The sequence below is a fragment of the Arthrobacter psychrolactophilus genome (genome assembly GCF_003219795.1).
Lineage (GTDB): Bacteria > Actinomycetota > Actinomycetes > Actinomycetales > Micrococcaceae > Specibacter > Specibacter psychrolactophilus.
Genome location: NZ_QJVC01000001.1, coordinates 20029 through 46621 on the forward strand (window position 1 = coordinate 20029; position 26593 = coordinate 46621).

At 61.6% G+C, this 26593-nt stretch carries 18 protein-coding genes; 11 read left to right on the forward strand and 7 right to left on the reverse strand.

Annotated features, from left to right (window positions below):
- Positions 1 to 228 precede the first annotated feature (228 nt).
- On the forward strand, positions 229 to 4911 hold the full coding sequence (locus CVS30_RS00090; RefSeq protein ID WP_245934351.1) for an NPCBM/NEW2 domain-containing protein: 4683 nt from the start codon (positions 229 to 231) through the stop codon (positions 4909 to 4911).
- A 90-nt stretch (positions 4912 to 5001) separates the two neighbouring features.
- Here CVS30_RS00090 and CVS30_RS00095 read toward each other — a convergent pair whose 3' ends face one another.
- Together CVS30_RS00095 and CVS30_RS00100 are read right to left on the reverse strand one after the other, a co-directional pair.
- A complete protein-coding gene (locus tag CVS30_RS00095) occupies positions 5002 to 5658 on the reverse strand; it encodes a response regulator transcription factor (protein ID WP_110483308.1) in 657 nt (218 codons plus the stop codon).
- 23 nt (positions 5659 to 5681) lie between these two features.
- Positions 5682 to 6992: a sensor histidine kinase gene (locus tag CVS30_RS00100; protein ID WP_110483309.1), complete on the reverse strand. Its 1311-nt coding sequence runs from the start codon at positions 6990 to 6992 to the stop codon at positions 5682 to 5684.
- A 133-nt stretch (positions 6993 to 7125) separates the two neighbouring features.
- Between CVS30_RS00100 and CVS30_RS00105 the strand changes: the two genes are divergently transcribed.
- Together CVS30_RS00105 and CVS30_RS00110 are read left to right on the forward strand one after the other, a co-directional pair.
- Entirely contained in the window at positions 7126 to 8808 is a 1683-nt protein-coding gene (locus CVS30_RS00105; protein ID WP_110483310.1) for an ABC-F family ATP-binding cassette domain-containing protein, read from the forward strand.
- Positions 8809 to 9005: 197 nt separating this feature from the next.
- Positions 9006 to 10208: an MFS transporter gene (locus CVS30_RS00110; protein ID WP_110483311.1), complete on the forward strand. Its 1203-nt coding sequence runs from the start codon at positions 9006 to 9008 to the stop codon at positions 10206 to 10208.
- On the opposite strand, the gene CVS30_RS00115 is transcribed toward CVS30_RS00110, so the two are convergent.
- Positions 10205 to 10951, reverse strand: coding sequence for a phosphatase PAP2 family protein (locus CVS30_RS00115; RefSeq protein WP_110483312.1), 747 nt, complete (start codon positions 10949 to 10951; stop codon positions 10205 to 10207). The two genes, CVS30_RS00110 and CVS30_RS00115, sit on opposite strands and share 4 nt — an antisense overlap.
- A gap of 179 nt (positions 10952 to 11130) precedes the next feature.
- On the opposite strand from CVS30_RS00115, the gene CVS30_RS00120 reads away from it, so the two are divergent.
- From CVS30_RS00120 to CVS30_RS00145, 6 genes are all read left to right on the forward strand, one after another.
- Positions 11131 to 12075, forward strand: coding sequence for an ABC transporter ATP-binding protein (locus CVS30_RS00120; RefSeq protein WP_110483313.1), 945 nt, complete (start codon positions 11131 to 11133; stop codon positions 12073 to 12075).
- Positions 12076 to 12077: 2 nt separating this feature from the next.
- The gene (locus CVS30_RS00125; RefSeq protein WP_110483314.1) at positions 12078 to 12968 is read left to right on the forward strand and encodes an ABC transporter permease; all 891 of its coding nucleotides are present in this window, start codon (positions 12078 to 12080) and stop codon (positions 12966 to 12968) included.
- Between the two features lie 10 nt (positions 12969 to 12978).
- Entirely contained in the window at positions 12979 to 14259 is a 1281-nt protein-coding gene (locus CVS30_RS00130; protein ID WP_110483315.1) for a sensor histidine kinase, read from the forward strand.
- 33 nt (positions 14260 to 14292) lie between these two features.
- Positions 14293 to 14976, forward strand: a complete 684-nt coding sequence (locus tag CVS30_RS00135; RefSeq protein ID WP_110483695.1) for a response regulator — start codon at positions 14293 to 14295, stop codon at positions 14974 to 14976.
- Between the two features lie 65 nt (positions 14977 to 15041).
- Positions 15042 to 16328, forward strand: coding sequence for a M18 family aminopeptidase (locus CVS30_RS00140; RefSeq protein WP_110483316.1), 1287 nt, complete (start codon positions 15042 to 15044; stop codon positions 16326 to 16328).
- 73 nt (positions 16329 to 16401) lie between these two features.
- A complete protein-coding gene (locus CVS30_RS00145; RefSeq protein ID WP_110483317.1) occupies positions 16402 to 17646 on the forward strand; it encodes a low temperature requirement protein A in 1245 nt (414 codons plus the stop codon).
- A gap of 4 nt (positions 17647 to 17650) precedes the next feature.
- Here CVS30_RS00145 and CVS30_RS00150 read toward each other — a convergent pair whose 3' ends face one another.
- A complete protein-coding gene (locus tag CVS30_RS00150; RefSeq protein WP_245934352.1) occupies positions 17651 to 18301 on the reverse strand; it encodes a DUF1345 domain-containing protein in 651 nt (216 codons plus the stop codon).
- A 7-nt stretch (positions 18302 to 18308) separates the two neighbouring features.
- The gene (locus CVS30_RS00155; protein WP_110483697.1) at positions 18309 to 21974 is read right to left on the reverse strand and encodes a TM0106 family RecB-like putative nuclease; all 3666 of its coding nucleotides are present in this window, start codon (positions 21972 to 21974) and stop codon (positions 18309 to 18311) included.
- A gap of 143 nt (positions 21975 to 22117) precedes the next feature.
- Between CVS30_RS00155 and CVS30_RS00160 the strand changes: the two genes are divergently transcribed.
- Positions 22118 to 23590 (forward strand): TIGR01777 family oxidoreductase, encoded by a 1473-nt coding sequence (locus CVS30_RS00160; protein ID WP_110483318.1) that lies wholly within the window; start codon positions 22118 to 22120, stop codon positions 23588 to 23590.
- 252 nt (positions 23591 to 23842) lie between these two features.
- On the opposite strand, the gene CVS30_RS00165 is transcribed toward CVS30_RS00160, so the two are convergent.
- Positions 23843 to 24733, reverse strand: coding sequence for a LysR family transcriptional regulator ArgP (locus CVS30_RS00165; RefSeq protein ID WP_181419637.1), 891 nt, complete (start codon positions 24731 to 24733; stop codon positions 23843 to 23845).
- Between the two features lie 68 nt (positions 24734 to 24801).
- Here CVS30_RS00165 and CVS30_RS00170 point away from each other — a divergent pair, with 68 nt between their 5' ends.
- Positions 24802 to 25422 (forward strand): LysE/ArgO family amino acid transporter, encoded by a 621-nt coding sequence (locus CVS30_RS00170; RefSeq protein WP_110483319.1) that lies wholly within the window; start codon positions 24802 to 24804, stop codon positions 25420 to 25422.
- On the opposite strand, the gene CVS30_RS00175 is transcribed toward CVS30_RS00170, so the two are convergent.
- Entirely contained in the window at positions 25419 to 26486 is a 1068-nt protein-coding gene (locus tag CVS30_RS00175) for a LacI family DNA-binding transcriptional regulator (RefSeq protein ID WP_110483320.1), read from the reverse strand. The two genes, CVS30_RS00170 and CVS30_RS00175, sit on opposite strands and share 4 nt — an antisense overlap.
- Positions 26487 to 26593: the final 107 nt, after the last annotated feature.

Here is a 26593-nt window from a genome sequence, read left to right on the forward strand (position 1 = left end):
AATCTCCCACTTCGTCATAAAAAGCATGATCTGAATCACAATCGGTTTTTCCTTGACCTGCGTCACATCATTAAGTGATTGTTAATGCGTGTTTGAGTCAGAATTCCGTCAAGAACTATCGTCCATGCGTGAAAGCGAGCCCGAATGTCCCTGCTCCACGAAAGAACCCCAGCACAGCTGAGGACAAGACCTCCAGCCCGGAGAGCCATAAGCCGGAAAGCCACCGCCGTGGCTTTGGCCGGTTTGCTCGCCGTGGGATCAGTGCCCGCCCTGGCACTTTCGCAGGCTGCCATGGCAAGCCCCGGAACACCCATTGCCGCTTCGACGATCAAGCCCAATGTTCCAGTTGATGCCAACGGCGCCACGCTCGGGTCTATCAGCGCATTCGCGCAGGCCGACAATGTGGTCACGCTGACTCCCGCCAAGGGTGCCATTCGCGTGACCTTTCTCGATGATGGAAACTTCCGTCTAGAAGCAACACCCACGGGCACCTTCGCCGACCCGGCGAACACTCCCGCCGTCCCTGCCGACCCGCAGCGCACTGCCAACATTGTGGTTGGTCAGAATGATTTCACTCCTGGCGCCGTGACCGTGAAAGAGGCCGGAGGTGTCATTTCCATGACCACCCCAAAGGTCACGCTCGAGGTCAACAAGTCAACGGGGGCCTTCACACTCAAGAAGTCCGACGGCACTGTGGTGTGGCAGGAATCTTCGGCGCTCAGCTTTGGTAGCGGCACCACGACCCAGCACCTCAAGCCAGTGAGCGGCGAGCAATTCCTTGGCGGTGGCATGCAAAACGGCCGAGTAGTGCACACCGGATCCTCGATCAATGTCTCCAGCAATTACGACTGGGACGACGAAGGTCATCCCAACGCTGTTCCCTATTACATGACAAGTGCGGGTTACGGAGTTTTGCGAAACACCTTCTCCGCGGGTTCGTACACCTTCACGGACAATGAAACGACAACCCATCGGGAAAACCGTTTCGACGCTTACTACTTTGTGGGCGATTACAAGGAAAGCATCAACAGTTACACGAAACTCACGGGTCGGCCCAACCTGCCCCCTGTGTACGGGTTGGAGTATGGCGACGCCGATTGCTACAACCGCTCAAACCCCACATACCAATCTTCCGGTGGCTCCGGCAGTACACCGAAGCAAGTCACCTTTGACGCAGTTACGACTGCTCAGGCTTTTGCTGACAATGACATGCCTGCCGGCTGGATGCTCGTTAATGACGGTTATGGCTGTGAATACACGCCCGACGCTGCCGACTTTGATAAAAATGCTCCCTACGATCCTGCGAGCCCCGACAAAGGTCTCGGCAACACGGTCAAGGCCATTGAGGCTGTCTCAGGAATGAAAACTGGTCTCTGGACCCAGCGCAGTCTGACCAAGCAGGAAGTCGAAGTGGGCACGGATGGCATCGCCCTTCGTAAGCTCGATGTGGCCTGGGTTGGAGAAGGCTACCGCATGGCACTGACCGGTTGCGAAAGCGCCAAGGACGGTATTGAAACGTACTCCAGCGGTCGCGCCAACACCTTGATGGTTGAGGCCTGGGCAGGCGCCCAGCGCTGTGGTGTTCCCTGGACGGGCGACCACTCCGGAAACTTGGACTCCGTCCGCTGGGGCGTCTCCGCCCTGGCCGGGGCCACGAACTCCGGTCAGGCCTTCACGGCGTCGGATGTTGACGGGATTTTCGGTGGCAGCACCGAAAGCTACGTCCGTGACCTGCAGTGGAAGGCATTCGCCCCGGAGCTGTACTCCATGAGCGGCTGGGCCAGCGTGGACAAGCGACCGTGGCTCTACGGCGATGCAGCTACAGAGATCAACCGCAAGTACCTGCAGATGCGGCAGGAACTTATGCCGTACATTTACTCGCTCTCTGTCGAGGCCAACCGTAACGGTGTTGGCATGATGCGCAGCATGCCGTTGGAATTCCCCAACGATGCGCTGTCCTACACCAAGGAAGCCGAAACACAGTTCATGGTGGGCAGCGATTACTTGATCGCACCCGTGTCCACCTCCAGCTCGGTTCGTAACGGTATTGTCTTGCCAAGCGGTAGTCAGTGGGTTGATTACTGGTCGGGTGAACTTTACGCAGGTGGCCAGATACTCAACGGCTACAACGCACCACTCGAGAAGCTGCCGATATTTGTTCGTGCCGGCTCGGTCGTCCCTCTTGGCGAGATTGCCCGCAACGCATCATTGGTTGCCGAAGACTCAGCCCTGACGGTTGACGTTTTCCCCTCCGGCGAATCTTCCTTCACCTTGAACGAAGACGACAATGTCACCCGTGAATACAAGATTGGCAAGTCCAGCTCACAGAATTTCACTGTCAGTGCACCGGCTAAGAATGGTGGCGACGTAGTCGTCACGATCGGGAAGCGCGATGGCGACTACGCCGGCAAGGCCGCTGCCCGCCCGTACAACTTGGACGTACACAGCGGCTCACAGCCTGCCTCCGTCACGGTTGGCTCCACCACACTGACGAAGGTGGCAGACGCCGCAGCTTTCAAGGCCGCCACGACTGGTTGGTACTACGACGCTACTGACGCTGGCGGAACCGTCCACGTCAAGGCTGGCGATATTGCCTCCAACGCGACGGCTACCGTGACGTTGTCGGGCACCTCGGCCGTTGGTGGAACAGATTCCGATGCGATGGCCGCTCAGGTCGCTGTCAACCTCGAAGCCAAGGTTTTTCAGGGGCAGAAGACCACAGCGTCCGTCACGTTCAAGAACAATGGCAGCAATGCCAAGAAGAACGTCGTCATCACCCCCGTTCTGGCCGACGGCTGGACCGTAAGCAACGTTCAAGGCGCAACTGTTCCTTCGGTTGAACCCGGGGCAACCGTGCAAGCAACCTTTGACCTGGTCCCCGGAGTGAACTCGGCTGCTGGTCAGCAGAGCGTCAGCGCCAAGGCCAGCTACGAGGACTCGAAGGGCACGAGCCGGGAAGTTACAGGCTCCAATCAAATGTATGTTGCCTACGGTTCTTTGACTGGGGCGTTCAACAACATTTCGGTCACGACCGCCAGCGGTTCCCACGTGGACAAGCTCGGCAACTTCGACGGCGGGGGAGACTCCTTCAGCGCCGAACAGCTCGCAACCGCTCCCGTCCCGGCTGGCGGCGTCAAAGCTGGCTCCACCGTGACGGTCGACGCTGGCCTTGACACAGAGGTCAACTACACCTGGCCAGAGGTTGGCCCGAATAAGAACAACGCGGTTGCCCTTAACGGGCAGACCATCGCCGTTAGTGGCAAGGGCACGGATTTGGCTATTTTGGGATCCTCGGCCATCGGAGCTGGCGGCAGCCCTACCCTGACCATCACCTACGCGGACGGCACCGTTCAAAAGCAGGTGCCGTACTTCCCCAATTGGCTGCCCCAGGGAGACACCAAGGGATCCAAGGTGGCCATCAAGTCCATGGGTCGCAACAACCAAACCCAGCCAGCCAACCCGGAATACACCACCACCGGCTACCAGATCTACTCCGCGACGGTGCGTCTTCTGCCCAATAAGGAACTCGTCTCCATACAGCTGCCCGTCAATGAAAGCGTGAAGTTCTTTGACTGGCAAGTGGTGGACTTCCCGCTGCCCACGGCGCCGGACGCTGACTCGTTCATCTCCGATGTGGCACCCGTAAGCGCCACCAACGGCTACGGGGTCATTGGCAAGGACGTGGCCAACAAGGATTCGGCCGCATCGGCCGATATTCCGCTGACCGTTGTTGACCGCACCGATCCGGCCAACCCCAAGACAACCACCTATGAGAAGGGCATGGGCGTTCATGCGGCCTCCAACCTCACGTACTACGTGGGCGAACAGTGTTCGGCCCTCACCTCGGAGATTGGCCTGGAGGGCAACTTTGGTGGCACCATCATTTTCACCGTCGTTGGCGATGGCAAGGTGCTGTACCAAAGCCGCACACTGGTCAACGGTTTTGCTCCGGAGAAGTTGAATATTGACCTGACGGGCGTTTCCTATGTGGAGCTCAAGGTTGATCCGATCTCTGGAGGTTCCATCAACGGCGCCCATGGCGTGTGGGGTAACGCGAAGTTCCTGTGCGCACCGGCTGCTCCCGTTGATGAGGAGGCTCCCGTCACTACGGCGACCGTCAGCCCCGAAGCCCCGGCCGCAACGAGCTGGTTCACCACGGCACCAACTCTCACCTTGGCTGCCACGGATAACGATGGCGTTGCTTCGACCAAATACCAGATTGGTGCCGGCCCTTGGATGGACTACACCGGGGCGGTAACTCTTCCGGAAGGCGTCAATACCTTCAAATACCGTTCAAGTGATGCGGCAGGCAACGTTGAAAACGAAAAATCTGCTGGCGAGTTCAAGGTAGACACTCAGGTTCCGCTGATCACTGCGACAGTTGATGGTGACGCGCGAACCGTGGCGCTGGACGCCAGTGATTCCGGTTCGGGTATTGCCACGGTGGAGTACTCCACTGATGGTGGCAAGACCTGGCAAAGCTACACGGATGCCATCAAGGCGGGGAACGACGGCGTGTCCGTCGCCTACCGGGTTACCGACAAGGCCGGCTTGGGTGCCGCCTCAGCAGTCGACGTTGTCGTGGCACCGGTGGAAACACCGGAGCCCGCAGCGCCAACGATCAAGGCACCCGCCAAAGCCGTGTCCGGTGAGACGCTCACGATGCAGTTCACCGGGCTTGCTGCGGGCACCAAGTATGTCTTGATGACGAACGCCAAGCCCGGGAAATCCCAGGCGGCGGGCGACCTCAAGCTTGCCGATGTCACTGCCGGTGCCGATGGTTCCGCGACCGCTGAGGTGAGCGTGCCGGCGTCGTTGTCTCATGGCATGCATACCCTCTTCCTGCAGAAGGGGCAGACCGTGGTGGCTAGTTCCGCCATCGTGGTGAGCAAGGGGAAGGGTAACAAGTAGCCCGTCCTTAAATAGGCAGGGCCCGTCCGCATCATGCGGGCGGGCCCTGCCTGCGTTCTCGGCCGAACCATCTGGCATGCCGTGGGCGGCTCAGTTCCGGGTTTGCAGGAACGCCAGCACGGCCAGGACCCGGCGGTGGTCGTCAGGACCGGGGTGCAGGGCGAGTTTGAGGAAAATGGCACTGATGTGTTTCTCCACGGCACCGGCGCTGACCACGAGGGCCCGGGCGATCCCGGCGTTGGTGAGCCCCTGCGCCATGAGCCCCAGAACTTCAGACTCCCGCGGACTCAGCGCATTCAATGGGTCCGTGGCGCTCCGGTTACTTAGCAGCGCGCCCACCACCTCCGGGTCGAGCACCGTCCCGCCAGCGCAAACGCGTGTAACGGCGTCGGTGAAATCCTCAAATCGGGCCACCCGGTCCTTGAGCAGATACCCCAGCCCCGCGCCGCTGCCCGCACCCGCCAGCAATTCGCCAGCGTAGCTGAGCTCAACATATTGCGAGAGCACCAGAATGGCCACGTCTGGGTGCCTGGCCCTGACCTCCAGCGCGGCACGCAGCCCTTCAACCCGGTGCGACGGCGGCATGCGGACATCGGTGATGAGCAGCTCCGGGGCATGTGTCTCCACAGCCTCGAGAAGTTCGACGCCGTCTCCCACCGCCGCGCACACCTCGCCACCGATTTCCTCGAGCAGGCGCACGAGACCCTCTCGCAGCAGGACAGAATCTTCAGCTATGACAACACGCATGGCATCCACACTAGTGCCCGCGCTCAGCCATTAAGCGGGATGCTGGAGCGCAACGCGGTGGGCCCGCCCTCCGGACTGCTGATCTCTAACGAACCGTCAACACCGGACAGCCGGTCCACAAGCCCGGCCAGGCCGTGACCCTTGCCAACATGGGCGCCTCCGTCGCCGTCGTCCGAAACCTGAATGAGCAATTCGGCGGACTGGGCGTCAACGGTGACCGTGGCGGTGCGGGCGCCCGAGTGCTTGGAGACGTTGGCGAGGGCCTCGGAGACCACGAAATAGGCGGCATTTTCCGCACTTTCGGCCAGCCGGGCGCCATGGACAAGGCTGCCGTTGACCGTCACGGGGACAGCGGATTTCGCGGCCAGGGATTCGATGGCGGCACGCAACCCACGATCCGCTAGCAACGGCGGGGCGATGCCGCGGGAGAGCTGACGCAGCTCGGCGAGGGCCTCGCGGCTCTGCTCGAGGGCGCCATCCATGAGTGCGCGGGCGCCGTCGGGATTACTTTCCATTTGTCGCTGGGCTGCCTCGACATCCATCTGCAGGCGGATTAGTCGCTGCTGTGGGCCGTCATGGAGATCACGCTCGATCTTACGCAAGGTACTGGCCTCCTCCTGAACCACCTGCGCCCGGCTGACTGTCAGTCCCTCGGTGCGTGCACGCAGGGCTGCGGTTTCGTTGGTGAGCAGTGCGCGGGAGGTGGCGGCGTCGGCCAGAGCGAGGGCGCGAATGATGAAGGGGAGCAACAGCAGGAACACTGCGCCATACGCCAGACCAAACCAGGCCTCCACCGTTTCGGAGCTGACGCCCAAGTACGTGTCGAGGCCAATAAGTTCGGCAAGGTTGGTGTTTCCCGGTGGCAGGAATCGCATCCAGAACCATTGCGTCAGGCCGCCTGCCGTGGCGGCGAGGAAGGTGATTGCTGTGCAGAATGTGGCGGTGCGCAGCGGGAAGGACACGAGGAAACCGTGGATAAAGTCCTTCCATAGTTGCGGATCGGTCACGTTCTTGAACATGCCACCGATGGAATATTTATGAGGTGTGCGGTAGTGGACGGGCGGGATGGTTCCGGCCCAGCGGCGCAGTGCCGCGCGGTTGACGCCGGCGAACCAGCGGGCGGTGGTGAGGCAGGCAATGAGGATGGGCAGTCCCACCCAGATGATGAAGGTGCCGATGCCTAGGGTGAACAGCCCAGTCAACGCCGTGAATGAGGCCAGGGAGACAAAGAACCCGGGCAGGATGTAGGCCAGGTCGGAGCCTATGCGGCGCCAGGTTGTGGGCTTCCAGATGAGCCAGGACTGTTGACTTGCGGGTGCTGGGGAGTCGGTCATGTTTCAATTCTGGTTGTGGCGGCGTCCTGAAACCATCATGCCAGCCGGTCAAACAGGGGTGGGGATCTCCCTACCTTGCGGCGGCTGCGTGAGCGCGGCCGGTGCACGTCATAAGTGATGGGAGAATTAGCATGTGGGACACATTGACGTTGCAAACATTGACTATTTTCTCTCCGACGGCCGACAGCTGCTGAACGGGGTGAATTTTCGCGTCTCCGATGGCACCAAGACGGCGCTGATTGGCCCCAACGGCACGGGCAAGACCACGCTGTTGCGCATCATCTGCCAGGACATCAAGGCCGATGAGGGTGCCGTGTCGCGCTCTGGCAGCATGGGTGTCATGCGCCAGTTCGTAGGCCAGGTGCGTGACGAAAGCACCGTCCGAGACCTGTTGCTTTCGGTTGCCGCGGACAACATTGCCGCGGCAGGAAAAGCCGTAGACGACGCCGAGCAGGCCATGCTGGAACGCGATGATGAGCCCAGCCAGATGGCATATGCACAGGCGATCGCCGATTGGGGCGATGCGGGCGGCTATGAAATGGAAACGACCTGGGACGAAGTCACCATGGCCGCCATGGGTATGGATTTCTATACGGCCCAATACCGTAAAGCCGCAACACTCAGCGGCGGTGAGCAGAAGCGCCTCGTCCTTGAGGCCCTGTTCTCCGGACCAGATGAGGTCCTGCTCCTCGATGAGCCCGACAACTACCTTGATGTTCCGGGTAAGCGCTGGCTTGAAGCGAAAATGGCCGAGTCAAAGAAGTCTGTCCTGTTTGTCAGTCACGATCGTGAACTATTGGCGAACGCGGCAACCCGTATTGTCACGCTCGAACCGGGGATCAACGGCGCCTCCAGCTGGACCCACGGTGGCGGTTTTGAGTCGTATGTGAAGGCCCGCGAGGACCGCAATGCCCGTTTCGAGGAATTGCGGAAGCGTTGGGACGAGGAGCATATCAAACTCAAGGAACTCGTCAACATGTATAAAACCAAGGCAGCGTTCCGCTCGGATATGGCCAACCGCTACCAGGCAGCTCAGTCGCGCCTGGCACAGTTCCTGGAGCAGGGCCCGCCAGAGGCGTTGCCTATTGAGCAAAACGTGAAAATGCGCCTTAAGGGTGGGCGCACGGCCAAGCGCGCCATCATCGCCGAGAAGTTGGAACTGACGGGGCTCATGAAGCCCTTCAGCACCGAGGTTTGGTTTGGTGACCGCGTGGGAGTCTTGGGCTCCAACGGTTCAGGAAAGTCGCACTTCCTTCGCCTTTTGGCTGCCGGCGGCTCCGACCCGGACAAAGAACATGAGCCCGTGTCCGACGTCGATATTGCCCCCGTGCCGCACGAAGGTTCCGTGAAACTCGGTGCCCGCATCCGCCCCGGCTTCTTTGCCCAGACGCATGCCCGGCCGGATCTTTTGGCGCGCACGCTGCTGGACATCCTGCACCGCGGCGATGAGCACCGTTCGGGCATGGGCCGTGAAGCCGCTGCCGGCGCCTTGGACCGCTACGGACTCGCCTCTAGCTCGGAGCAGAAATACGATTCGCTCTCCGGCGGTCAGCAGGCGAGGTTCCAGATTCTGCTGCTGGAGCTCTCCGGAGCAACCTTGTTGCTGCTGGATGAGCCCACAGACAACCTGGATCTACATTCCGCCGAGGCGTTGGAGAAGGCCATCGATTCCTTTGAAGGAACCGTTCTCGCCGTGACCCACGATCGCTGGTTTGCCCGTTCCTTCGACCGCTTCCTCGTTTTCGGCTCAGACGGCAAAGTTTACGAATCCGACGAGCCCGTATGGGACGAAAAGCGAGTCGAGCGAGCCCGCTAAGGCGCCCACAACGAGAAATGACATAGTTGGGCATTCTCGCTACAGCTCGGTCTATAGCGAGAATGCCCAGCTATAGCGGAAACGTCAAACTGTGGCATATTTCATAGCTGCGCAAGACATGCCGCTAGAGTTGACGCAACGCCGTAAAACTTCGGCGTTATGTCGTTGCTCACCCGTGTGTAAAGAGTAAATCCCTTATGAATAAGCAGGCGGTCCGCGCGGCCACCATCGCCACTTTTGCCGTCTTCGCCATCAACGGTTTCGTGTTTGCCAGTTGGGCTGCGCGCATCCCGGCAGTGACCCGTATTCTCGATCTGACGTCGGGTGAAATGGGCTTGTTGCTGCTCATGATCGCCGCGGGATCTGTAATTGCGCTGCCGACCGCGGGAACCGTCATCGGCAAGGTCGGTACGACAGGGACGATCCGCACAGGCGGTTTCACGGTAGCTTTTGGCGGGCTCATCGTGGCGTTCGCCTTGTCGCAGCATAACGTTGCGCTCACGGCTGTGGGTTTGTTCTTCTTTGGCATTGGGATCGGGCTGTGGGATGTTGCCCAGAACATCGAGGGCGCCGATGTTGAACGGCTTTTGGGCCGGACCATCATGCCGCAGTTCCATGGCGGTTTTAGCGGTGGCGCCCTCGTCGGCGCGCTCGTGGGTGCCGGCCTATCCGCCTTACAGGTCAGTATGTCCGCCCACCTGCTCGTCATCGTCATCGGCGTCAGCATCTCCATGGTGATTGTGCCACGCTACTTCCTGCCGGAGACTGCCAACAGTGGCAGCCAGCAGACGCAAACCACCACGGCGCTGAAGGGGCGCAGCGCCTGGAGTGAGAAGCGCACGCTTCTCGTGGGGCTGGTAGTCCTCGGTGCCGCGCTCACCGAGGGGGCCGCCAATGACTGGATCGCCAAGGCAACGGTCGATGGTTTGGGCACGAGTGAATCCGGTGGAGCCATCATGTTTGCCGTGTTCGTCGCGGCCATGACACTCTTCCGCTTCTTTGGTGGCGGCCTCATCGACACCTTCGGGCGCGTCCCCGTGCTGTATGGCAGCCTCGGATCGGCCCTAGTCGGTCTGGTCTTGTTCGTCGTGGCACCTAACATGTGGCTGGCCGGACTCGGTGCCGTGTTCTGGGGTGCCGGATCGGCCATGGGCTTCCCCATGGGCATGTCCGCCGCGGCTGACGATCCCGCCCGGGCGGCCGCCCGCGTCTCAGTGGTCTCGACGATTGGCTATGTCGCCTTCCTCGCAGGCCCGCCCTTGCTAGGTTTCCTCGGCGACCACGTCACCATTCGATGGGCGCTCTTGGCCATTGCCGTCGCCATCATCGCCTCCATCCTGACGGCTCCTGCGGCCAAGCCCCTGCCCGCCAGCGAGTACCAAGGAGCAGGCTCACACTAATAAGGAGCGACGTCAGACGCTCCGCTAGGCGGTGGAGTGGCAATGACCTGCCCGGAGTAGGCTTCCGAGTAGCTAGGGTGTAAATCAAGCCTTGGAGTATTCCGCAATTGGCATTTATCCTTCACGGTGGCCCATAACAAAAGGGTGAGGCCCGCGCCGAGCAGCGCCCCGGCCACCGTGTCGGAGATCCAATGCGCGCCGAGATAGGTGCGGCTATACATCATGGCCACACTCAGAATGGCTCCGCTGATCCAGATCCATAACCGGCCAATCACAATCGCGGTCGTCACCATGGCCGCCACCGTGGCGCTCACATGCCCCGACGGGTATGACCCGGAATCAACGTCCACCAGACGGTCAACGGGCCGAGGCCTGGCCACGAGGAACTTGATCAGATGGGTTAGTGCCAGGGCGCCGAGATTAGCGCCCGCAACGAAAAAAGCCAGCCGGTGGTGGCGACGCAACAGCACAAGGAACAGCAGGCTCGCGTAGATGACCATGCCGGTGTTTCCGACAAAATCGAGCACCACGTTGGCCGTGGTGAGCCACGGTAAACGGGACGCCACCATGAAGTGGTACCAGGCGTCGTCGACCGTTTGAAAGAACGGCTGGTTAGCCGAGGCCCACACAGTCACGGCACCTGGGACAACAAGTGCCAAGGCCGGCAGCGCCAGCCACAAGAGTCTTACGCGGGATGTGGCCAAGGGGTGCAAGGCCGGGACCCTGGAATATCGTGAAGGCATTTGGCAAGTCTAGGCTGCTATTTCGCCGTAGCCATGCGGCATCATCCCTTCGGATTACCCTGAATGAACCCTGAATCATCCCTGAGGCAGACGAAAAGACGCTCGGCATTGCGTACGGTAGTTATAGATTCGCATACCGGGCTGACCTGGCCTGGAGATCATCCAAAGGGGATGTCCACATGATTGAGGCAGTAAACCTGGCCAAGCACTACGGTGCCAAGACCGCGGTCGGCGGTGTCACCTTCACGGTCCAACCCGGCATGGTGACCGGCTTCCTCGGCCCCAATGGTGCCGGCAAGTCCACCACGATGCGCATGATCATGGGCCTGGACAAGCCCACCCGTGGCACCGTGACCGTCAACGGCAAGCCGTACGTCCAGCACCGCGACCCGTTGCACCAGGTCGGAGCGTTGCTCGACGCCAAGGCCGTGCACACCTCGCGCAGCGCCTACAACCACCTGTTGGCCATGGCCGCCACGCACAATATCTCGACCAAGCGCGTCAACGAGGTCATCGACATGACCGGTTTGGCCGCCGTCGCCAAGAAGAAAGCCGGTGGTTTCTCGCTCGGCATGGGCCAGCGCCTCGGCATTGCGTCCGCTCTCTTGGGCGATCCCCAGACCCTGATCCTGGATGAGCCGGTCAACGGCCTCGACCCCGAAGGTGTGCTGTGGGTCCGTAACCTGGCCAAGCACCTCGCCAGCCAGGGCAAGACCGTTTTCCTCTCCTCGCACCTCATGAGTGAAATGGCGCAGACCGCCGATCACCTCATCGTGATTGGTCGCGGACAGATCATTGCCGATGCTCCCATCGCCCAGATCTTGTCCGGAGCGCAGCAGGCCAAGGTTCGTGTCCGCACCTCCGAGGTCACCCGACTGAGCCAGCTCCTGGGCAACAACGGGGTCAAGGTTGAGTGCAACGAGAATGAAACCCTGGAGGTCTCAGGTCTCGACGCCCGACAAATTGCCGCGATCGCCATGGAAAACAACGTCCTGGTCTACGAGCTGACGCCGCTAACCACGTCGCTCGAGGACGCATACTTCAACCTGACCAAGGATGCGGTGGAATACCATTCGCAAGAATTCAACAACGAGCCGGTTGCTGCCGCTGTGAAGGGACTCTAAAGATGAGCACGACGACGATTTCCTCACCTCAGCGCTCGGCCCGGGGGTCGCTGACCTTCGCCGGTGTCTTGCGCAGCGAGTGGATTAAGTTCCGTTCCCTGCGCTCCACTCAGCTGCTGTTGGCGTTCACCTTCCTAGCGGTTGTTGGCGTCGGCACCATGGCGGCATGGGTTCAGGCCATGTCGCTGGAGCAGGCGATGGCGAACGGCATGAACATGGGCATGCCAGGTGCTCCGGTTGAGCCGATGACCTTAAGCCAAGCCCAAGCGGCAATGGGCTTCAACATCTACGCCATCCCCAACGCCGGTCTGCAGATCGGCATCCTGATCTTGGGCGCTCTGGCCGTACTGCTGATCTCCTCCGAATTTGGTACGGGCATGATTCGCTCCACCATGACGGCTGTACCGAAGCGACTGCCGGCGTTCTTTGCCAAAGCCGTGGTTTTGATTGTTGTTTCCTATGTTCTGACCTTGCTGGCAGCCATCGCTACCACGGTCATTGCCATTCCGATCTTTAGCTCCTACGGCATCGATATTTCCTTCGGACTGGACGGTGTGGCCTACTCCATCTTGATGGGCGGCTTGTACGTCGCGGGCGTTGCCCTGATCGGTTTGTCCCTGGGCACGCTGTTGCGCAGCTCTGCCGGTGGCATCATCGTCTTGGTAGTGATCTTCTTCCTGCTCGACTTCGGTACCCAGCTGATGAGCTTGATGCCCGGCGAATTCTGGAAGTACGTCAACCAATACGTACCCAGCGTGGCGGGAGGCCGCATGCTGGAAATTACCGAGAAGGCAGCCTTCATTAGCCCCCTATCCGGGGGTTTGATCTTCGTGGGCTGGATCCTGCTCTTCATGATCCCCGCCATCATCTCCCTCAAGAATCGTGACGTCTAAGCTCACACTTATGCGCACCTATGACCAGGCGGGGGACGCGGAACGAACGGCCGCGCACCCCGCCGACATCCCCTCCGTTGAACGGCGGGCCGCAGAATTTACGGCCCGCCGTCGCGGCGCTATCAGAAAATACTTTCACGCCCACCCCCGCATCATGGATGTGGTGGTGGTTGTGTCATATCTGGCCGCCGGCACGGGCCTTTTTGTCGCCGGGAACTATGAAATCAATCTAGCCGTACATCTGGTCATGATCGTGGCAACAGCCACGGTGCTGATGTTCCGCCGGGACCGGCCCCTGACTGTGTTGGCGATGCTTTCGGTTTTCGAAATTATCCACATCATCATGGTTCCGTCCTCGGGAAATATTGGTGCAAGCCTCTGGTTTGCGCTGTACGCCGTGGCGGTTCGCTACCGCACCGTGGTCAGCTTTGTCTTGGCGGTCCTCGCGGCCATGCCCTTGACCTTTTATATTTTCTTCTTTTATCAGTACCCGGTGGAATTTCTTGTGGCCGATGGTCCCAGTGCCCAGGCCAGTAACGTCATTTCGGCCATCGTCATGCTGCTCTCGAACATCATTGCCGCCGGTATTGGTGCCTCGGTACGGCGCAGTCGCACTCATGAAGCAGAGTTGCGGCAATGGGCCGTCAAGAATTCTCAGCTCGCCTCCGTCGCCGAACGCAACCGGATCGCCCGGGAGATGCACGACGTCGTGGCCCACTCCCTGACTGTCATGGTGGCACTTTCTGATGGGGCCGCCGTCGTGGTTAAACGCGATCCAGCCAAGGCGGGGGAAGTGCTGGGGCAGTTGTCCCAGACCGGCCGCACCGCGCTCTCGGATATGCGCAGGGTGCTGGGTGTTTTGCGGGAAGACGGTGGCGCCAACCGGGCCCCGCAGCCGGACCACACCGATATGGGCGCGTTGATCGAGGGGTTCCGGCAGGCCGGATTGCCCATCACCTTGACCCAATCGGGGCCGCCGCTGCCCGACGACCCGGCGCTGGAGCTGACGGTTTACCGGATCGTCCAGGAGTCGCTGACCAATGTGTTGCGCTACGGCACGGCGGTGTCCCGGGTGCAGATCAGCATCGACAATAACTTGTCCGAGGGGGAGCTGAGCGTCCGCGTGGCCGATGACGGTCATGGCACCATGAACGAATCGATCGGCACGGGAAGCGGCATCGTGGGTATGCGCGAACGCGCCGGAATCTTTGCCGGAACGGTCGACGCCGGACCCGGTCCCCGAGGTGGGTGGACCGTCGAGGCGACCCTGCACCCGAGCGAAGGACCCTAAATAATGGAGCAGCTAGTGGAAGAGACCCGTGCCATGCCGGAACAGAAAATCAAGGTTCTCCTTGTGGATGACCAACCGTTGTTGCGGATGGGCTTCCGGTTGATCCTCGAGGGCGAGGACGATCTGGACGTCGTCGGTGAGGCGTCCAACGGGATTGAGGCGCTGGCCGCCGTGGACCGTCTTCAGCCCGACGTGGTTTTGATGGATGTGCGCATGCCGCTCATGGACGGGATACAGGCAACGGGCAAGATCAGCTCATCATCGTCAGAAGCCAGGATCATCATCCTGACCACTTTTGATCTGGACGAGTACGCTTTTGCCGGGCTGCAGGCAGGTGCCAGCGCCTTCCTCCTCAAGGACGTGGCGCCGCAAGACCTCGTGCAGGCCGTGCGGCTCGTGGCCAGCGGAGACGCCGTCGTGGCTCCCCGCGTCACGCAGCGCCTGCTGGAAAATTTTGTGCGCAGCGGGCATCCGCGACCCCCGCAGCAGGTCGATCCTTTGCTGGAGGACCTCACACCGCGCGAGCTTGAGGTGGCCCAGTGCATCGCCCAGGGGCTCTCCAATGCCGAAATCGCGCACAAGCTCTTCCTCTCCGAGGCAACCGTGAAAACCCATGTGCGCCGGATCCTGACGAAGCTACATCTACGCGACCGGGTGCAGGTTGTGGTTTATGCCTATGAAACCGGCATGGTGGTCCCGAGCAACCCCGACTACTAGCCAAATTTGGCCGGACCGCGGATTGGAAAAGCATGCGGCGGCACGCTTCGTGATTGAATCGAGCTATGACTTCTGTTGAACATATCCTGGACCTTCGAGACTTTATTGCGGCGTCGCCGTCGAGCTTTCACGCGGCCCACACCGCCGGTCAGCGCCTAGCTGCGGCTGGTTTTACGCAACTGGCCGAAGACGAACAATGGCCCGTTCACGGCAAGTTTTTCATGATTCGCGACGGCGCCATCATCGCCTGGGTCGTCCCACCAAAGGCCACAGCGACGACGGGCTTCAATATTCTCGGCGCGCACACGGACTCCCCGTCGTTCAAGCTCAAGCCGAAGTCCACGACGGGCCGCTTCGGCTGGTTGCAGGCCGGCGTTGAGGTGTACGGCGGACCGTTGATCAACTCCTGGTTGGACCGTGAGCTGCAATTCGCCGGCCGCCTGGTGGATCTGGACGGCAGCGAAAAGCTCGTCGCGACAGGCCCGCTCCTGCGCTTCCCACAGCTGGCCATCCACCTCGATCGCAGCAGCAACGACGGGCTTCAACTCGACAAGCAGCAGCACATGAACCCGATCTGGGGACAGGGCAATCCCCAGGGCGAGGACCTGCTGGGACTCTTGGCGCAGCGCGCCGGTGTGGATGCCAAGACCATTGGCGGCTATGACATTGTCGTGGCCGATACGCAGCCGGGGCAACTCTTTGGCGCCAGGAACGAGTTCTTTGCCGCCGGCCGCATGGACAATCTGACCTCGGTTCACGCCGGACTCGTGGCCTTGATCGCCGCCGCGGATGCCGTGGCCGAGGGTGGAGACCAGCCGATTCCCGTGCTGGCAGCCTTTGACCACGAAGAAATTGGTTCCGGATCGCGGTCCGGCGCCTGCGGGCCCATCTTAGAAGATGTCTTGACCCGAGTCTCGGATAGCCTGGGCGCATCGGTGAGTGACCGCCGTCGTGCTTTCGCGAACTCGATGTGCGTCTCCGCTGATGCCGGTCACGCCGTCCACCCGAACTACTCCGAGCGGCACGATCCGGCCAACCTCCCCGTGCTCAACGGCGGCCCGTTGCTGAAGATCAACGCGAACCAGCGCTACGCCACCGACGGTGTGGGGGCCGCCTTCTGGGCCAAGCTGTGTGCCGCCGCGGGCGCGCCGTACCAAGAGTTCGTCTCCAACAACACGGTTCCGTGCGGTTCCACGATCGGCCCGCTGACGGCCACGCGCCTGGGCATCCGGACCCTAGATGTTGGCACGCCGCTGCTCTCGATGCACTCGGCCCGCGAATTGTGCGGCGTCAACGATCCGTTCTACCTGACCCGGATCGCGGAGACGTTCTTTGCCGGCACTGTTTCCTAGCATTTGCGCGGTAACCGCGTAGGATCGAGCTCTGAAAGCTCCGCTCGTCTCCACGCAAAGGACTGCTGTCACCATGCCAAAGAACGCCTTGAGCCATGCGCTCGTGAAGATGGGCGGACGCGACCCGCACGAATTGGGTCGCGTCTCCACGCCGTTGGAGCTCTTCTTTGACCTGACCTTCGCGATCTCCTTCGGGGTGGCGGCGGCGCAGTTGGCGCACGCCCTCGCGCAGGGGCATGTGGCGGCCGGGCTCACGGCCTTTGGCTTCGCCATCTTTGCCGTGGTCTGGGCCTGGATTAACTTCAGCTGGTTTGCCAGCGCCTACGACACCGATGACTGGATCTTCCGGGTCGTCACGATGCTGCAAATGGTGGGTGTTTTGATCCTTGTCATGGGCTTGGAACCCATGTTTGCCTCTGTCGTGGAGGGCGAGCATGTGGACAACCGCGTCATGGTCATGGGCTATGTCATCATGCGGCTGGCCCTGGTGTTCCAATGGCTCCGGGCCGCCACACAAGATCCGCAGCGGCGGGCAACGTGTCTGAGATACGCCCAATTGCTGACGCTGGCCCAGCTGGGCTGGATCGCCGTGCTGGTGGTTGAGACCAGCGTGCCGGTCATGTTCTTGATGACGGCCCCGTTGTTCATTTTGGAGATGTGCACCCCCGTGATCGCCGAGCGGAAAGTCACCACACCGTGGCATGCTCACCACATCGCCGAGCGATACAGTCTGCTGGTCATCATTGCGCTGGGTGAATGTCTTCTGGGAACGGTTGAGGCGCTGCGGGCCTTGGTGGCAACGGAAGGCTGGACGGTGAGCACGGCGGTGGCTGGCCTGGCCGGCGTGGTGTTGGCCTTCGCGCTCTGGTGGCTGTATTTTGCTCTCCCCTCGGGGCGGGCGCTGCACGGTCAACGCCACCGCTCCTTCATTTTTGGCTACTCGCACATGCTCATTTTTGCCGCAATTGCAGCCACCGGCGCCGGATTGCACGTGGTGGCCTACTACCTCGAGGGCGAGGCGGTCATCTCCGCGGCTGCCGTCGTGGTGTCGGTGGCGATCCCGGTGGCGGTCTTCTCCCTGACCTTGACGTTCCTGCATTCGGTCATGGTGGAAGCGGACCGGCTGTATTACAAGATGGGTGCACTTTTGCTCGTCCTGCTCGCCGGTGCGATTGCCCTGGCAGCAGCTGGCGCACCCATTGCCCTGTGTCTGGTGATAATCGCGATAGCGCCCCTTGCGACGGTCATCGCCGATGAAAACGTTGGGCACCAGCATCGAAAAGCAGCCATGCAACGTCGGGAGGCCACGCAGGATTGAGCGCTTAGGCGGCCAGACTCACCACGAGGTTGATCGTGGTGGCCAAGATTCCCGTGCCAAAAACAAAGGCGAGTAGGCTGTGCCGGAATACGGCCGAGCGCATGGCCCGTGTGGTGATATTGGTGTCTGAGACTTGATAGGTCATGCCAACGCTAAAGGCCATGTAGGCAATATCGGTGTACTGCGGCGGCTCGTCTTGGTTGAAGCCGATGCCGCCGGGTTCGTCCGAGTAGTAAATCTCCGTGTAGCGCAGTGTGAACAGCGTGTGCACCATGAGCCAGGACATGGCCGTGCACGTCATGGCCAAGAGCGCCAACAAAAGCCGCCCCGTTCCCGTCACGTCCTTGCTGCCCACCATGACAAGGACGACGGCGGCCAGCGAACCTAACGCTGCCAACAGGATCAAGAGATCCGACAGCCGTTGGCCCGGGTCTTCTTCCAGCGCATGGGCGGCGGTTTGGCGTGCATCCATCGGGGCGATCTTCAGCCACACCCAGGCGTTGTAGACCAAGGCCGCCACCGTCCACGCAATGGCGGGGGCGTAAATCCAGTCACCCACCAAGCCGGTGAGAAACGCAGCGACGACACCACAGAGCACCATGGCGATCATACGCAGCCGGCGGTGTCGGGCCCGGGCTGAAGCAGCAGGGTTCATGGGGTGATCATGCCATGGACGCGGGCGCTTGTCCCGCAGCGCATAGCCCGATGAAGGCGCCCAGCTCCGCCATGCCGGCCGGTGTGGACGGCATGAAGCTGGTGAGCCTGGGGGAACGGATGATGATGGCCCGCCATTGTCCGCGGGATACGGCCACGTTGATGCGATTCCGATGCAACAGGAATTCCATGCCGCGCGGTGCCCCGGTGGGGTCGGCGCACGCCATCGTCACGAGCACGACGGGAGCCTCCTGCCCCTGGAACTTATCCACGGTGCCGACCTTGACGTCCGGAAGTCCGGCGTCGTCCAAGACGCCGCGGACCAGATGCACCTGAGCGTTGTACGCGGCCACGACGAGGATGTCTTCCTGCCCCAAGGGACGCGGCGTCTTGTCCTCACCGGGGGTCCAGATCAGACCCAGATGGGCCTTGGCTTGCGCCACGACCTGGGCGGCTTCCTCGGGCGAGGATTGCACGTTACTCTTCTCGCTCGTGGCGTCCGGGGTTACGAAAACAGTCTCGATCCCGGGGCTCCGCCCGGCCAGATGGCGCTTCGATGCGGCCGGCGCGGACTCGAGTTTACCCTCGTAACTCAGCGCCGAAACAGCAGCGCAGAGCTCGGGGTGCATGCGCCAGGAATCGGCCAAGAAGTACCCCAAGTCCGCCGAGAGTGTGGGCGTACCTGCCGACAACCAGCCCAGCGCGGACTCGTCCACGGGTGCCGGATGCGAGCCCTGGGTGACCTGCGGCAGCTGCTGCGGGTCACCCAACAACAGCAACCGTTTCGCCGATTGCGCCACGGCCAGCGTGTTAGCGAGCGAGTACTGCCCGGCCTCGTCAATCACGAGCAGATCCAAGGAACCTTCGGGAACATTGGAACCCGTCATGGTCCACGCAGTTCCGCCGATCAACGCACCCTCGGGGCCGTCCAACAGTTTGCCAAATTGCTTGTCGTCGGTGATTTTCCACGGCACGTCGTGGGGCGCCGCGAGTTTCTTGCCCACCCTTTCGGCGTTGACGCCGGCCTTTTCAACGGCGGCGCTGAGCATATTCTCCACAACGGCGTGCGACTGCCCCACCACGCCAACTTTCCAACCCTTGGCGATCAAATTGGCGATGACATGGGAGCCCACATGGGTTTTTCCTGTGCCGGGAGGGCCCTGAACGGCCAGGTACGAGTGGTCGAGTTGCAGCACAGCCTCGGTGATGGCGCCAATGTAATTGTGCTCCTGCAGGCTGTGACCATCACCTAGCACGACGGCGGAGGGCAGGATAGCGCCGTCGACCAGACGCGGCTTGGCCTTACGTAGGATCTCGATGCCCGGGTGCGCTGGCAAGTGCGGAAGATTGCTGCCCACCCGGTTGGCTAGGGTGGCCAGCGCCGTGCGGATACTCACGGTGGGAACTGGCTTATTGGGGGTCAGGGCCATGGGGTGTTGGTCATACGCCGGCACTTTGGTCGTGGATTTTTCCGTCACGACGAGCGTCGTAACACCCGGCGTTGCGGGGTCGGACTGGTCTTCCACGATCGCGATGTTGAAGAGACCGCCACGCTGGGTGGGGTCCTGGCCCTCATCGGCCATCCCGTCCGGCAAGGGTGCGTCGAACATGCCAAACCACGAGCTTCCGGCACGGAAGTCCGAGCCTTCCGTGGCAATTCCCGTGAGCCTGAGCGTGCGCGACTCCGTCCGGGCGCGCGGGCTGGCCTTGTCCCAGCCGGAGAGTTCTTCGACGAGCTGAACCTGGAAGATATTGCGTTCCTCAGACCAGTCGTCAATAGCCGCGCCGAGGCGGTCAAAGTGCCCCCACCAAAACTGCTTGTCCTCACGGCGATGGTAGCTGGCGGCCGCGGCCACCATCTCGATGGCCCGCTCGTCATCGCTGAAGACGTGCCCCTTGCTTTCCGCCAGGTTGTTGATGAAGGCCTGGAGCTTGAGCTCATCGTCCGTGGGCTCGTAGCCACTTTCCTTAGCCTCAGGCACATCAAGTTTCCCGCTGCCCTGGGTCCACTGCGGGACCACGGTGGCCGCAGCAATATCAAAGAGCCAGTCCCGCAGCCGCAGGGTGGAAAGGCAGTCGTACTCGTTGTAATCGGAGATGGACGCCAAAATTTCTTCCGCTTTGGCGGCCTTGAGAGAGTCCCCGGCCAGTCCGGCGTCGCGGGCTTCACAGTAATCCGCATAGGCGACGACGGAGGCGCCGGCATCCTTCACATCGCCGGACCGGGTGCTGGCCCCCATGTAAAAGGGTTCGAGCTTCTTGATGGAGTAGGAGCTCTCGCTGATTCGAACGGACTGGCGGACGGTGTCGAGCAGATCAACGAGCAGACCGGAACGCAGCCACTCATCCACGATGTCCTCGCCTGCGGCGTGCAAGACAGAGAGATTTCGCAGCGCAGATTTTTCGTAAGGCGCGTAATGGTAAACATGCATGTCCGGCCACATGGCGCGGCGCTTTTCCACATAATCGAGGAAGGCGAGGAAGGCTTCGCGCTCCTCCATGCGCGAATGCGCCCAGAACGGTGTGAAAACCTCGGGGGTGCCCGGGACGGCGTTAGGAACGGGTGCCTCGATGGAACCAAAGAGGTACTCGATGCCCCACTTTTCCGTCGTGGGATCTTGCCAGAGTGGATCGCCCTCGAAGTCGAAGAAGATGTCACCGTCGTTCGGGGCGGGCAATTTGCTCACGGTTGGCAAGACCTTGTAACTGAGCTGATGCGCCTCGGCGCCTATTCCAGTGACGACCGTGACGACGTCGCTTTCCAGCCCCAGCTGCATCCGTGCCTGATCGCGCAGCCGGGCGAGCGGACCCGTGGCCTCGTCGCTGGGCAGGGCGGCTAGCTCGTCGATCGTCTTCAGGCCCTGTGCCATGAGCTTGCGTCGTTGCGCGGCGCTCATGCCGTTGACGAGCAACAGATCCCGGTGCTGTTGCACCTGCTGCGCGCAGTAGTCACAGCGCCCGCAGTAGCTGACGCCCTCCTGCAACCACGCGACCGGAAGCGGCTGCGCGCGGTGCGCCCCCGTTAGAGCCAGGAACTGCTCGCGACGTTCCCGGAAGACCGGCAACAGATCCGGCATGGGGTGGGCGCTTTCGCTGCGATCACCCAATTTCAGGGTCGCCACGGGCGCCACGGGAATCTGGTATTTCTGCAGCTGGTCACCGTACGCGGCGAGCTGCAACAGGGCGCTGACCTTGGCGTGCCGCGCCAGCTTGGTGTCCCAGACGGCGTAGGAACCGTCGGACTGTTTCATGAGGAAATCGGCAAAACCCACGAGTGTTCCGTCAAAGAACGTGGCCTGAAAAACAACGTCGGCCCCGGCCCGTAACGCCTCAAGGGTTTCCTCGCGCTTGGCCTCGAGCGCCGCCCAGGTGGGGGCAGTCGGCTTGCCGTCTGGGCCCACCGTGCGGTCTACGGACTTCACGCCCTTGCCTGTCACGGGATCCCACGGACCGTACTGGGTGATGAACTCGGAGAGGATCTTGTGCTCATAGGCGTCGCCGAGCGTGGCAGCCCGCTCCAGCATGGCATCCCTAGCAAAGGCCGGCTTGGCGGTTCGCCCTAATTTCTCATCCAGCAAGCGCAGGGTCCGATATTGGCACTCGCTAGCCGTGACGAGGTCCGAGGCCGAAAAAATCAGTGCGGCGTCGCCTGCGGGGGAGTCGAGCAAAAACATGTCGGTGCCTTCCGTGCTGAGTGGGTGCAGCACCTTGAATCTAGCAAGCCGCACGGACATTCTCGGCACCGCTGGAGGGAACTGGTGGAACTCTGTCAGCTTGATGGGGCAAGATAAGAGCTCTCACCCACTTTGGAGGCTTCATGATCACGCTGCGCCGCGAAACTCTTCTTCCCTTCCCCCGTGCCCAGGTCTTCGAATGGTTCTCCCGACCCGGCGCCCTGGTGCGGCTCACGCCGTCGTTCTTTGGGACGATTCTGGCCGAGCCGAGCGACGGGATTAATCCAGGCTCGACGGCGGCCATGGGGGTTGGCGCGCCCGGTGGGGCTGGGATGTGGCTGGGGTCGGCGGCGGGCACTGTCCGTGGGCTGTTGCCGGCCTCGATTGCGGGCAAAAAGTGGACCCGCCCGGAGCTGCGCTGGGACGCCCTACACACCGAGCTCGTGCCGGGCGTGAGTTTCACGGATGTCATGGACAAGGGCCCGCTCGCCTCGTGGTCGCACAAGCACAGCTTCAGCGATGGCGCCGAGCCGGGCACAACCCTCATGGTGGATCACGTGCAGTACGAGCTTCCCGCGCTGGCTCGTGGGGAGTGGGCGCGCACCAAGATGGCGGCCGAGCTCGAGCGGATGTTTGCGTTCCGGGAGCGGCAGCTGCTCGGGGACCTAAGCTTTCATGCCGCTCATCCCGGGAAGCCACTGAACATCGCCATTTCCGGGGCTTCGGGGCTTGTGGGTCGGCAATTGAGCGCGCTGCTGGGCGGTGGTGGGCACAAGGTTTTCAAGCTCGTGCGACGTGCCCCGAGCGCTGCCGACGAGATTTTTTGGGATCCGGAGGCCGGCGCGATTGATGCGACGGCCCTAGCACAGTGCCAAATGGTCATTCATCTGGCCGGTCACCCCATCGGCGGCCGATTCACCGAGGCCACCAAGAACGCCATTCGCGAGAGTCGGGTCCGCGGGACGCGACTTTTGGCCCAGACCCTTGCGGAGTTAACGTCCGACGGCGTGGACCGCACCTTAGTCTCGGGTTCCGCCGTGGGTTACTACGGGGCCACGCCACATCCTGAAACGAGCGAACCCTTAGCGCTTGTCGAGTCCGATCCCGCGGGGCACGATTTCCTGGCCAGCGTCTGCCAGGAATGGGAGGCGGCCTGCGCGCCAGCCGCCAAGGCCGGCGTTCGTGTGGTGAATATCCGCACAGGTATTGTGCTCTCGGCCGCCGGGGGAGTCTTGCAGCGACTGCTGCCCCTGTATTTGGCGGGCGTCGGCGGGCCCTTGGGCAAGGAACAGTGGCAGAGCTGGGTGGGCATTGACGATATCGCCGGGATCTTTGCGCATGCGGCCTTGTCACCGGAGGTAGCGGGTCCGCTCAACGGCGTGGCGCCGGAACCTGTCACGGCCGAAGACTTTGCGCAGACCTTGGGCACAGTATTGAGCCGGCCCTCCGGGCTGAAGGTGCCGCCCCTGGGACCGCAATTACTCCTCGGTGAGCAGGGAGCCGCCGAGCTGGCGTTGGCCAGCCAACGCGTTTCCGCCGCCGCCGTGCTGGAGAGCGGCTATGTCTTTAGGAACGGCGATCTGCGCTCGGCGCTGGAGCACATCCTCGGGGAGTAGCTAGAGCAGGGCCTTGGGGCCGTCTATTGCGGGAGTCTCTCACGCGGCAGGCTCTCATTTTGCGTTTCCCGGCCAAAATACGACGGCGCGATCCGCGCCCGCCACTTCCCTTGGTTGACTTGGCAGATAATGCCCCTTCGCCCGTTCGAAAGGGGCATTATCTGCCTACTGACCGCGGGGTCAGTCATATCCGAAACCGAAAACGCCCATTGGGGTCGCAGTGCGCCCGAAAGACAACGTGCACCACCACCCTCATTGACGCAGCTTCTTGGCGGCCGTGGTCGTGACGGCGTCCGTCAGCGCATCCAACGCCGTGGAATGGATCTTCCAGCGTTGCCAATATAACGGCACCTGCGTCATGTGGCCGGGCAGCAGCTCCACGAGGGTGCCGTTGTTGAGGCCCTCGCCGCAATGAGCTTCCGGCATGAGTCCCCAGCCCAGACCGTGCTTGATGGCCTCGGCGAATTGGAGCGTGTCCGGGATGAAATGTTGGATGCCGTGGATCGTGCCGCCCGTGACGGACGCAAAAAAGTTCTCCTGCAGGGTGTCGCTGCGATCAAATTGCACGGTGGGTGCCGCGGCAAAAGTCTCGGCTGCGAATCCATGCGGAAACCACCGCTCCATAAAGCTGGCCGCAGCCACCGCGTGATACGTCATGGCACCGAGCGGGACCACGGAACAACCCTGGACGGGCGTCGCGGTTGCTGTCACAGCGGCCATGACCTCGCCGGAGCGCAGGAGCGCCACGGAGTGTTGCTCGTCTTCGCGCAGAATCTCGCAGGCCAGGGAACCGTCGCGGGGAAGCTGGGTCAGGGCGCCCATGAACCAGGTGGCTAAGGAATCGGCATTGACCACGATGGCCAACGCTCCCTGTGTCGCGCTGGCCAAGCCCAACTCCGCGGCGGTATCGGCCTCGAGCTGCCGTAGTTGCCGGGCGAGCCGGTGGACCACGGCGCCCGCGGCCGTGGCGGTGATGGGAGTGGAACGCTGCAGCAAGACCTGTCCCGCCACCTGTTCCATGGCCTTGATGCGCTGAGAAACAGCAGATGCCGTGACGTGCAAGACGCTTGCGGCAGCATCAAATGTTCCGTGCTCTAACACCGCCAGCAGGGTGCGTAACTGCTCCGTCTGAAAAGCCACCATTAGTTTTCCTTAGGTATCAACAAAATAATTAGCTGTACTGATCATAGGGGGACTAGTAGTTTCAATGGGTGACATCATTGGATATTTTCTCAAGCACCGCCACGGGCCTCGGGGCCGGGTTGGCGCTCATTGTTGCTATTGGCGCGCAAAACGCCTTTGTCCTGCGGCAAGGTATTCGCGGTGAACATGTTGGTCAGGTCGTCTTGATCTGCATGCTCAGCGACATTGTCTTGATTGCCGCGGGCATCCTAGGGATCGGTGCGGTCATCACGGCCGCGCCCGTCATCGTCGTGGCGATTCGGTTAGCCGGGGCCGCCTTCCTCCTGGCCTATGGTGTTTTAGCCGCCAAGCGGGCACTCAAACCTGGCGTGCTGACGGCGGATGGGCAACAGGGATCACTGAGCCTCAAAGCAGCCCTGATCACTGCCGTGACGCTGACGTGGCTCAATCCGCATGTGTATCTGGACACCGTGCTGCTTCTGGGAACCCTCGCGAATCAGCACGGAGATTTACGCTGGTGGTTCGGCATTGGAGCCGCGCTGGGCAGTGTCCTCTGGTTTAGCGCCTTGGGCTTCGGTGCCCGCTTCCTCCGCCCGGTCTTTGCCAGGCCTGGGGCTTGGCGCGTGCTCGATGCCTTGATCGCCCTGGTCATGCTCTTCCTTGGCGCCAAGATGGCCTTGGGTGGTTAGCGGTGTGGATACGAGGTAGATTCCCGGACCACGAGGCGAGTCGGCACGAGTTGTGTGCTGGGCGCCGGGGCGCCCATGATTTGCTCCAATAAGAGCTGCATGCTGAGGCTACCTACGGTCTGGAAGCTTTGATGCACAGTGGTCAAGGGCGGCCAAAAGGATGAAGACTCATCAAGATCGTCAAACCCCACGATGCTGACCTCCTGAGGGATCTTGCGACCCATTTCGTGCAGCGCTCGCATCGCGCCGAGCGCCATATGGTCATTGGCGGCAAAGATCGCCGTGACATCGTCACGAGACGCTAAGGTCATGCCGGCACGGTAGCCGGAATCGGTGGACCAATCTCCGTACAGGATGGGAGGCGCCTCGATGCCGGCCTCGTTGAGGGTCTCGCGCCATGCGGCGGCGCGATGCGAGGCCGAGAAGGACGTTGCTGGGCCACCAATATGCCAGACGGTGGCATGGCCTAGACCCAACAAGAGTTCGGTGGCCTGACGTGCCCCACCAGCCTGATCTGTATCGACGACGGTGTAGCCATGGTCGGGCGTGGAATCTATCACCACGGTGGGCAAGTCCATGGGTAAGGTGAGGTCTGCCTTGTCGCTGAGATGAGCGTCGAAGATGATAATGAGGCCGTCAACCTGCTGTTCCCGTAGCCGGGCATAGGCGGCAGGGAATTTACTGCTCGCCGGATCTGGCATGGGAATCAGGCTGATGGAGTAGCCCGCCTCGGACGCGGCCTGGGTGATGGCGTCGAGCGTTTTCACGTTGCCAACACTGGACAGGGTGAACATGATGATGCCGATAGTTGTGTAGCGGCCACTTTTAAGTGCCCGGGCGGCACGATTGGGGCGGTAACCCAACAGACGCATGGCGTCTTCAACCTTGCGCCGGGTCGCCTCCTGAACATTGGTGTGCCCATTGGAAACGCGGGAAACGGTTTGCGCGGAAACACCCGCAGCTACGGCCACATCGGCAATCGACGGACCCCGTTTCGATCCAGAGCTTTGTGCCGTGGCTGTTGACGCGAGAGCGGTCGCTTCATCCTCTGTATTTCCGGTCATGGTCACGTAAACATGATAGTCTGCCTCAAATCGTGTTTACGTAAACATTCTGGCTTTGAGCGGTTTTGACACATGACCCGCACCAGAGCCTTCGGCACTTATCGTGA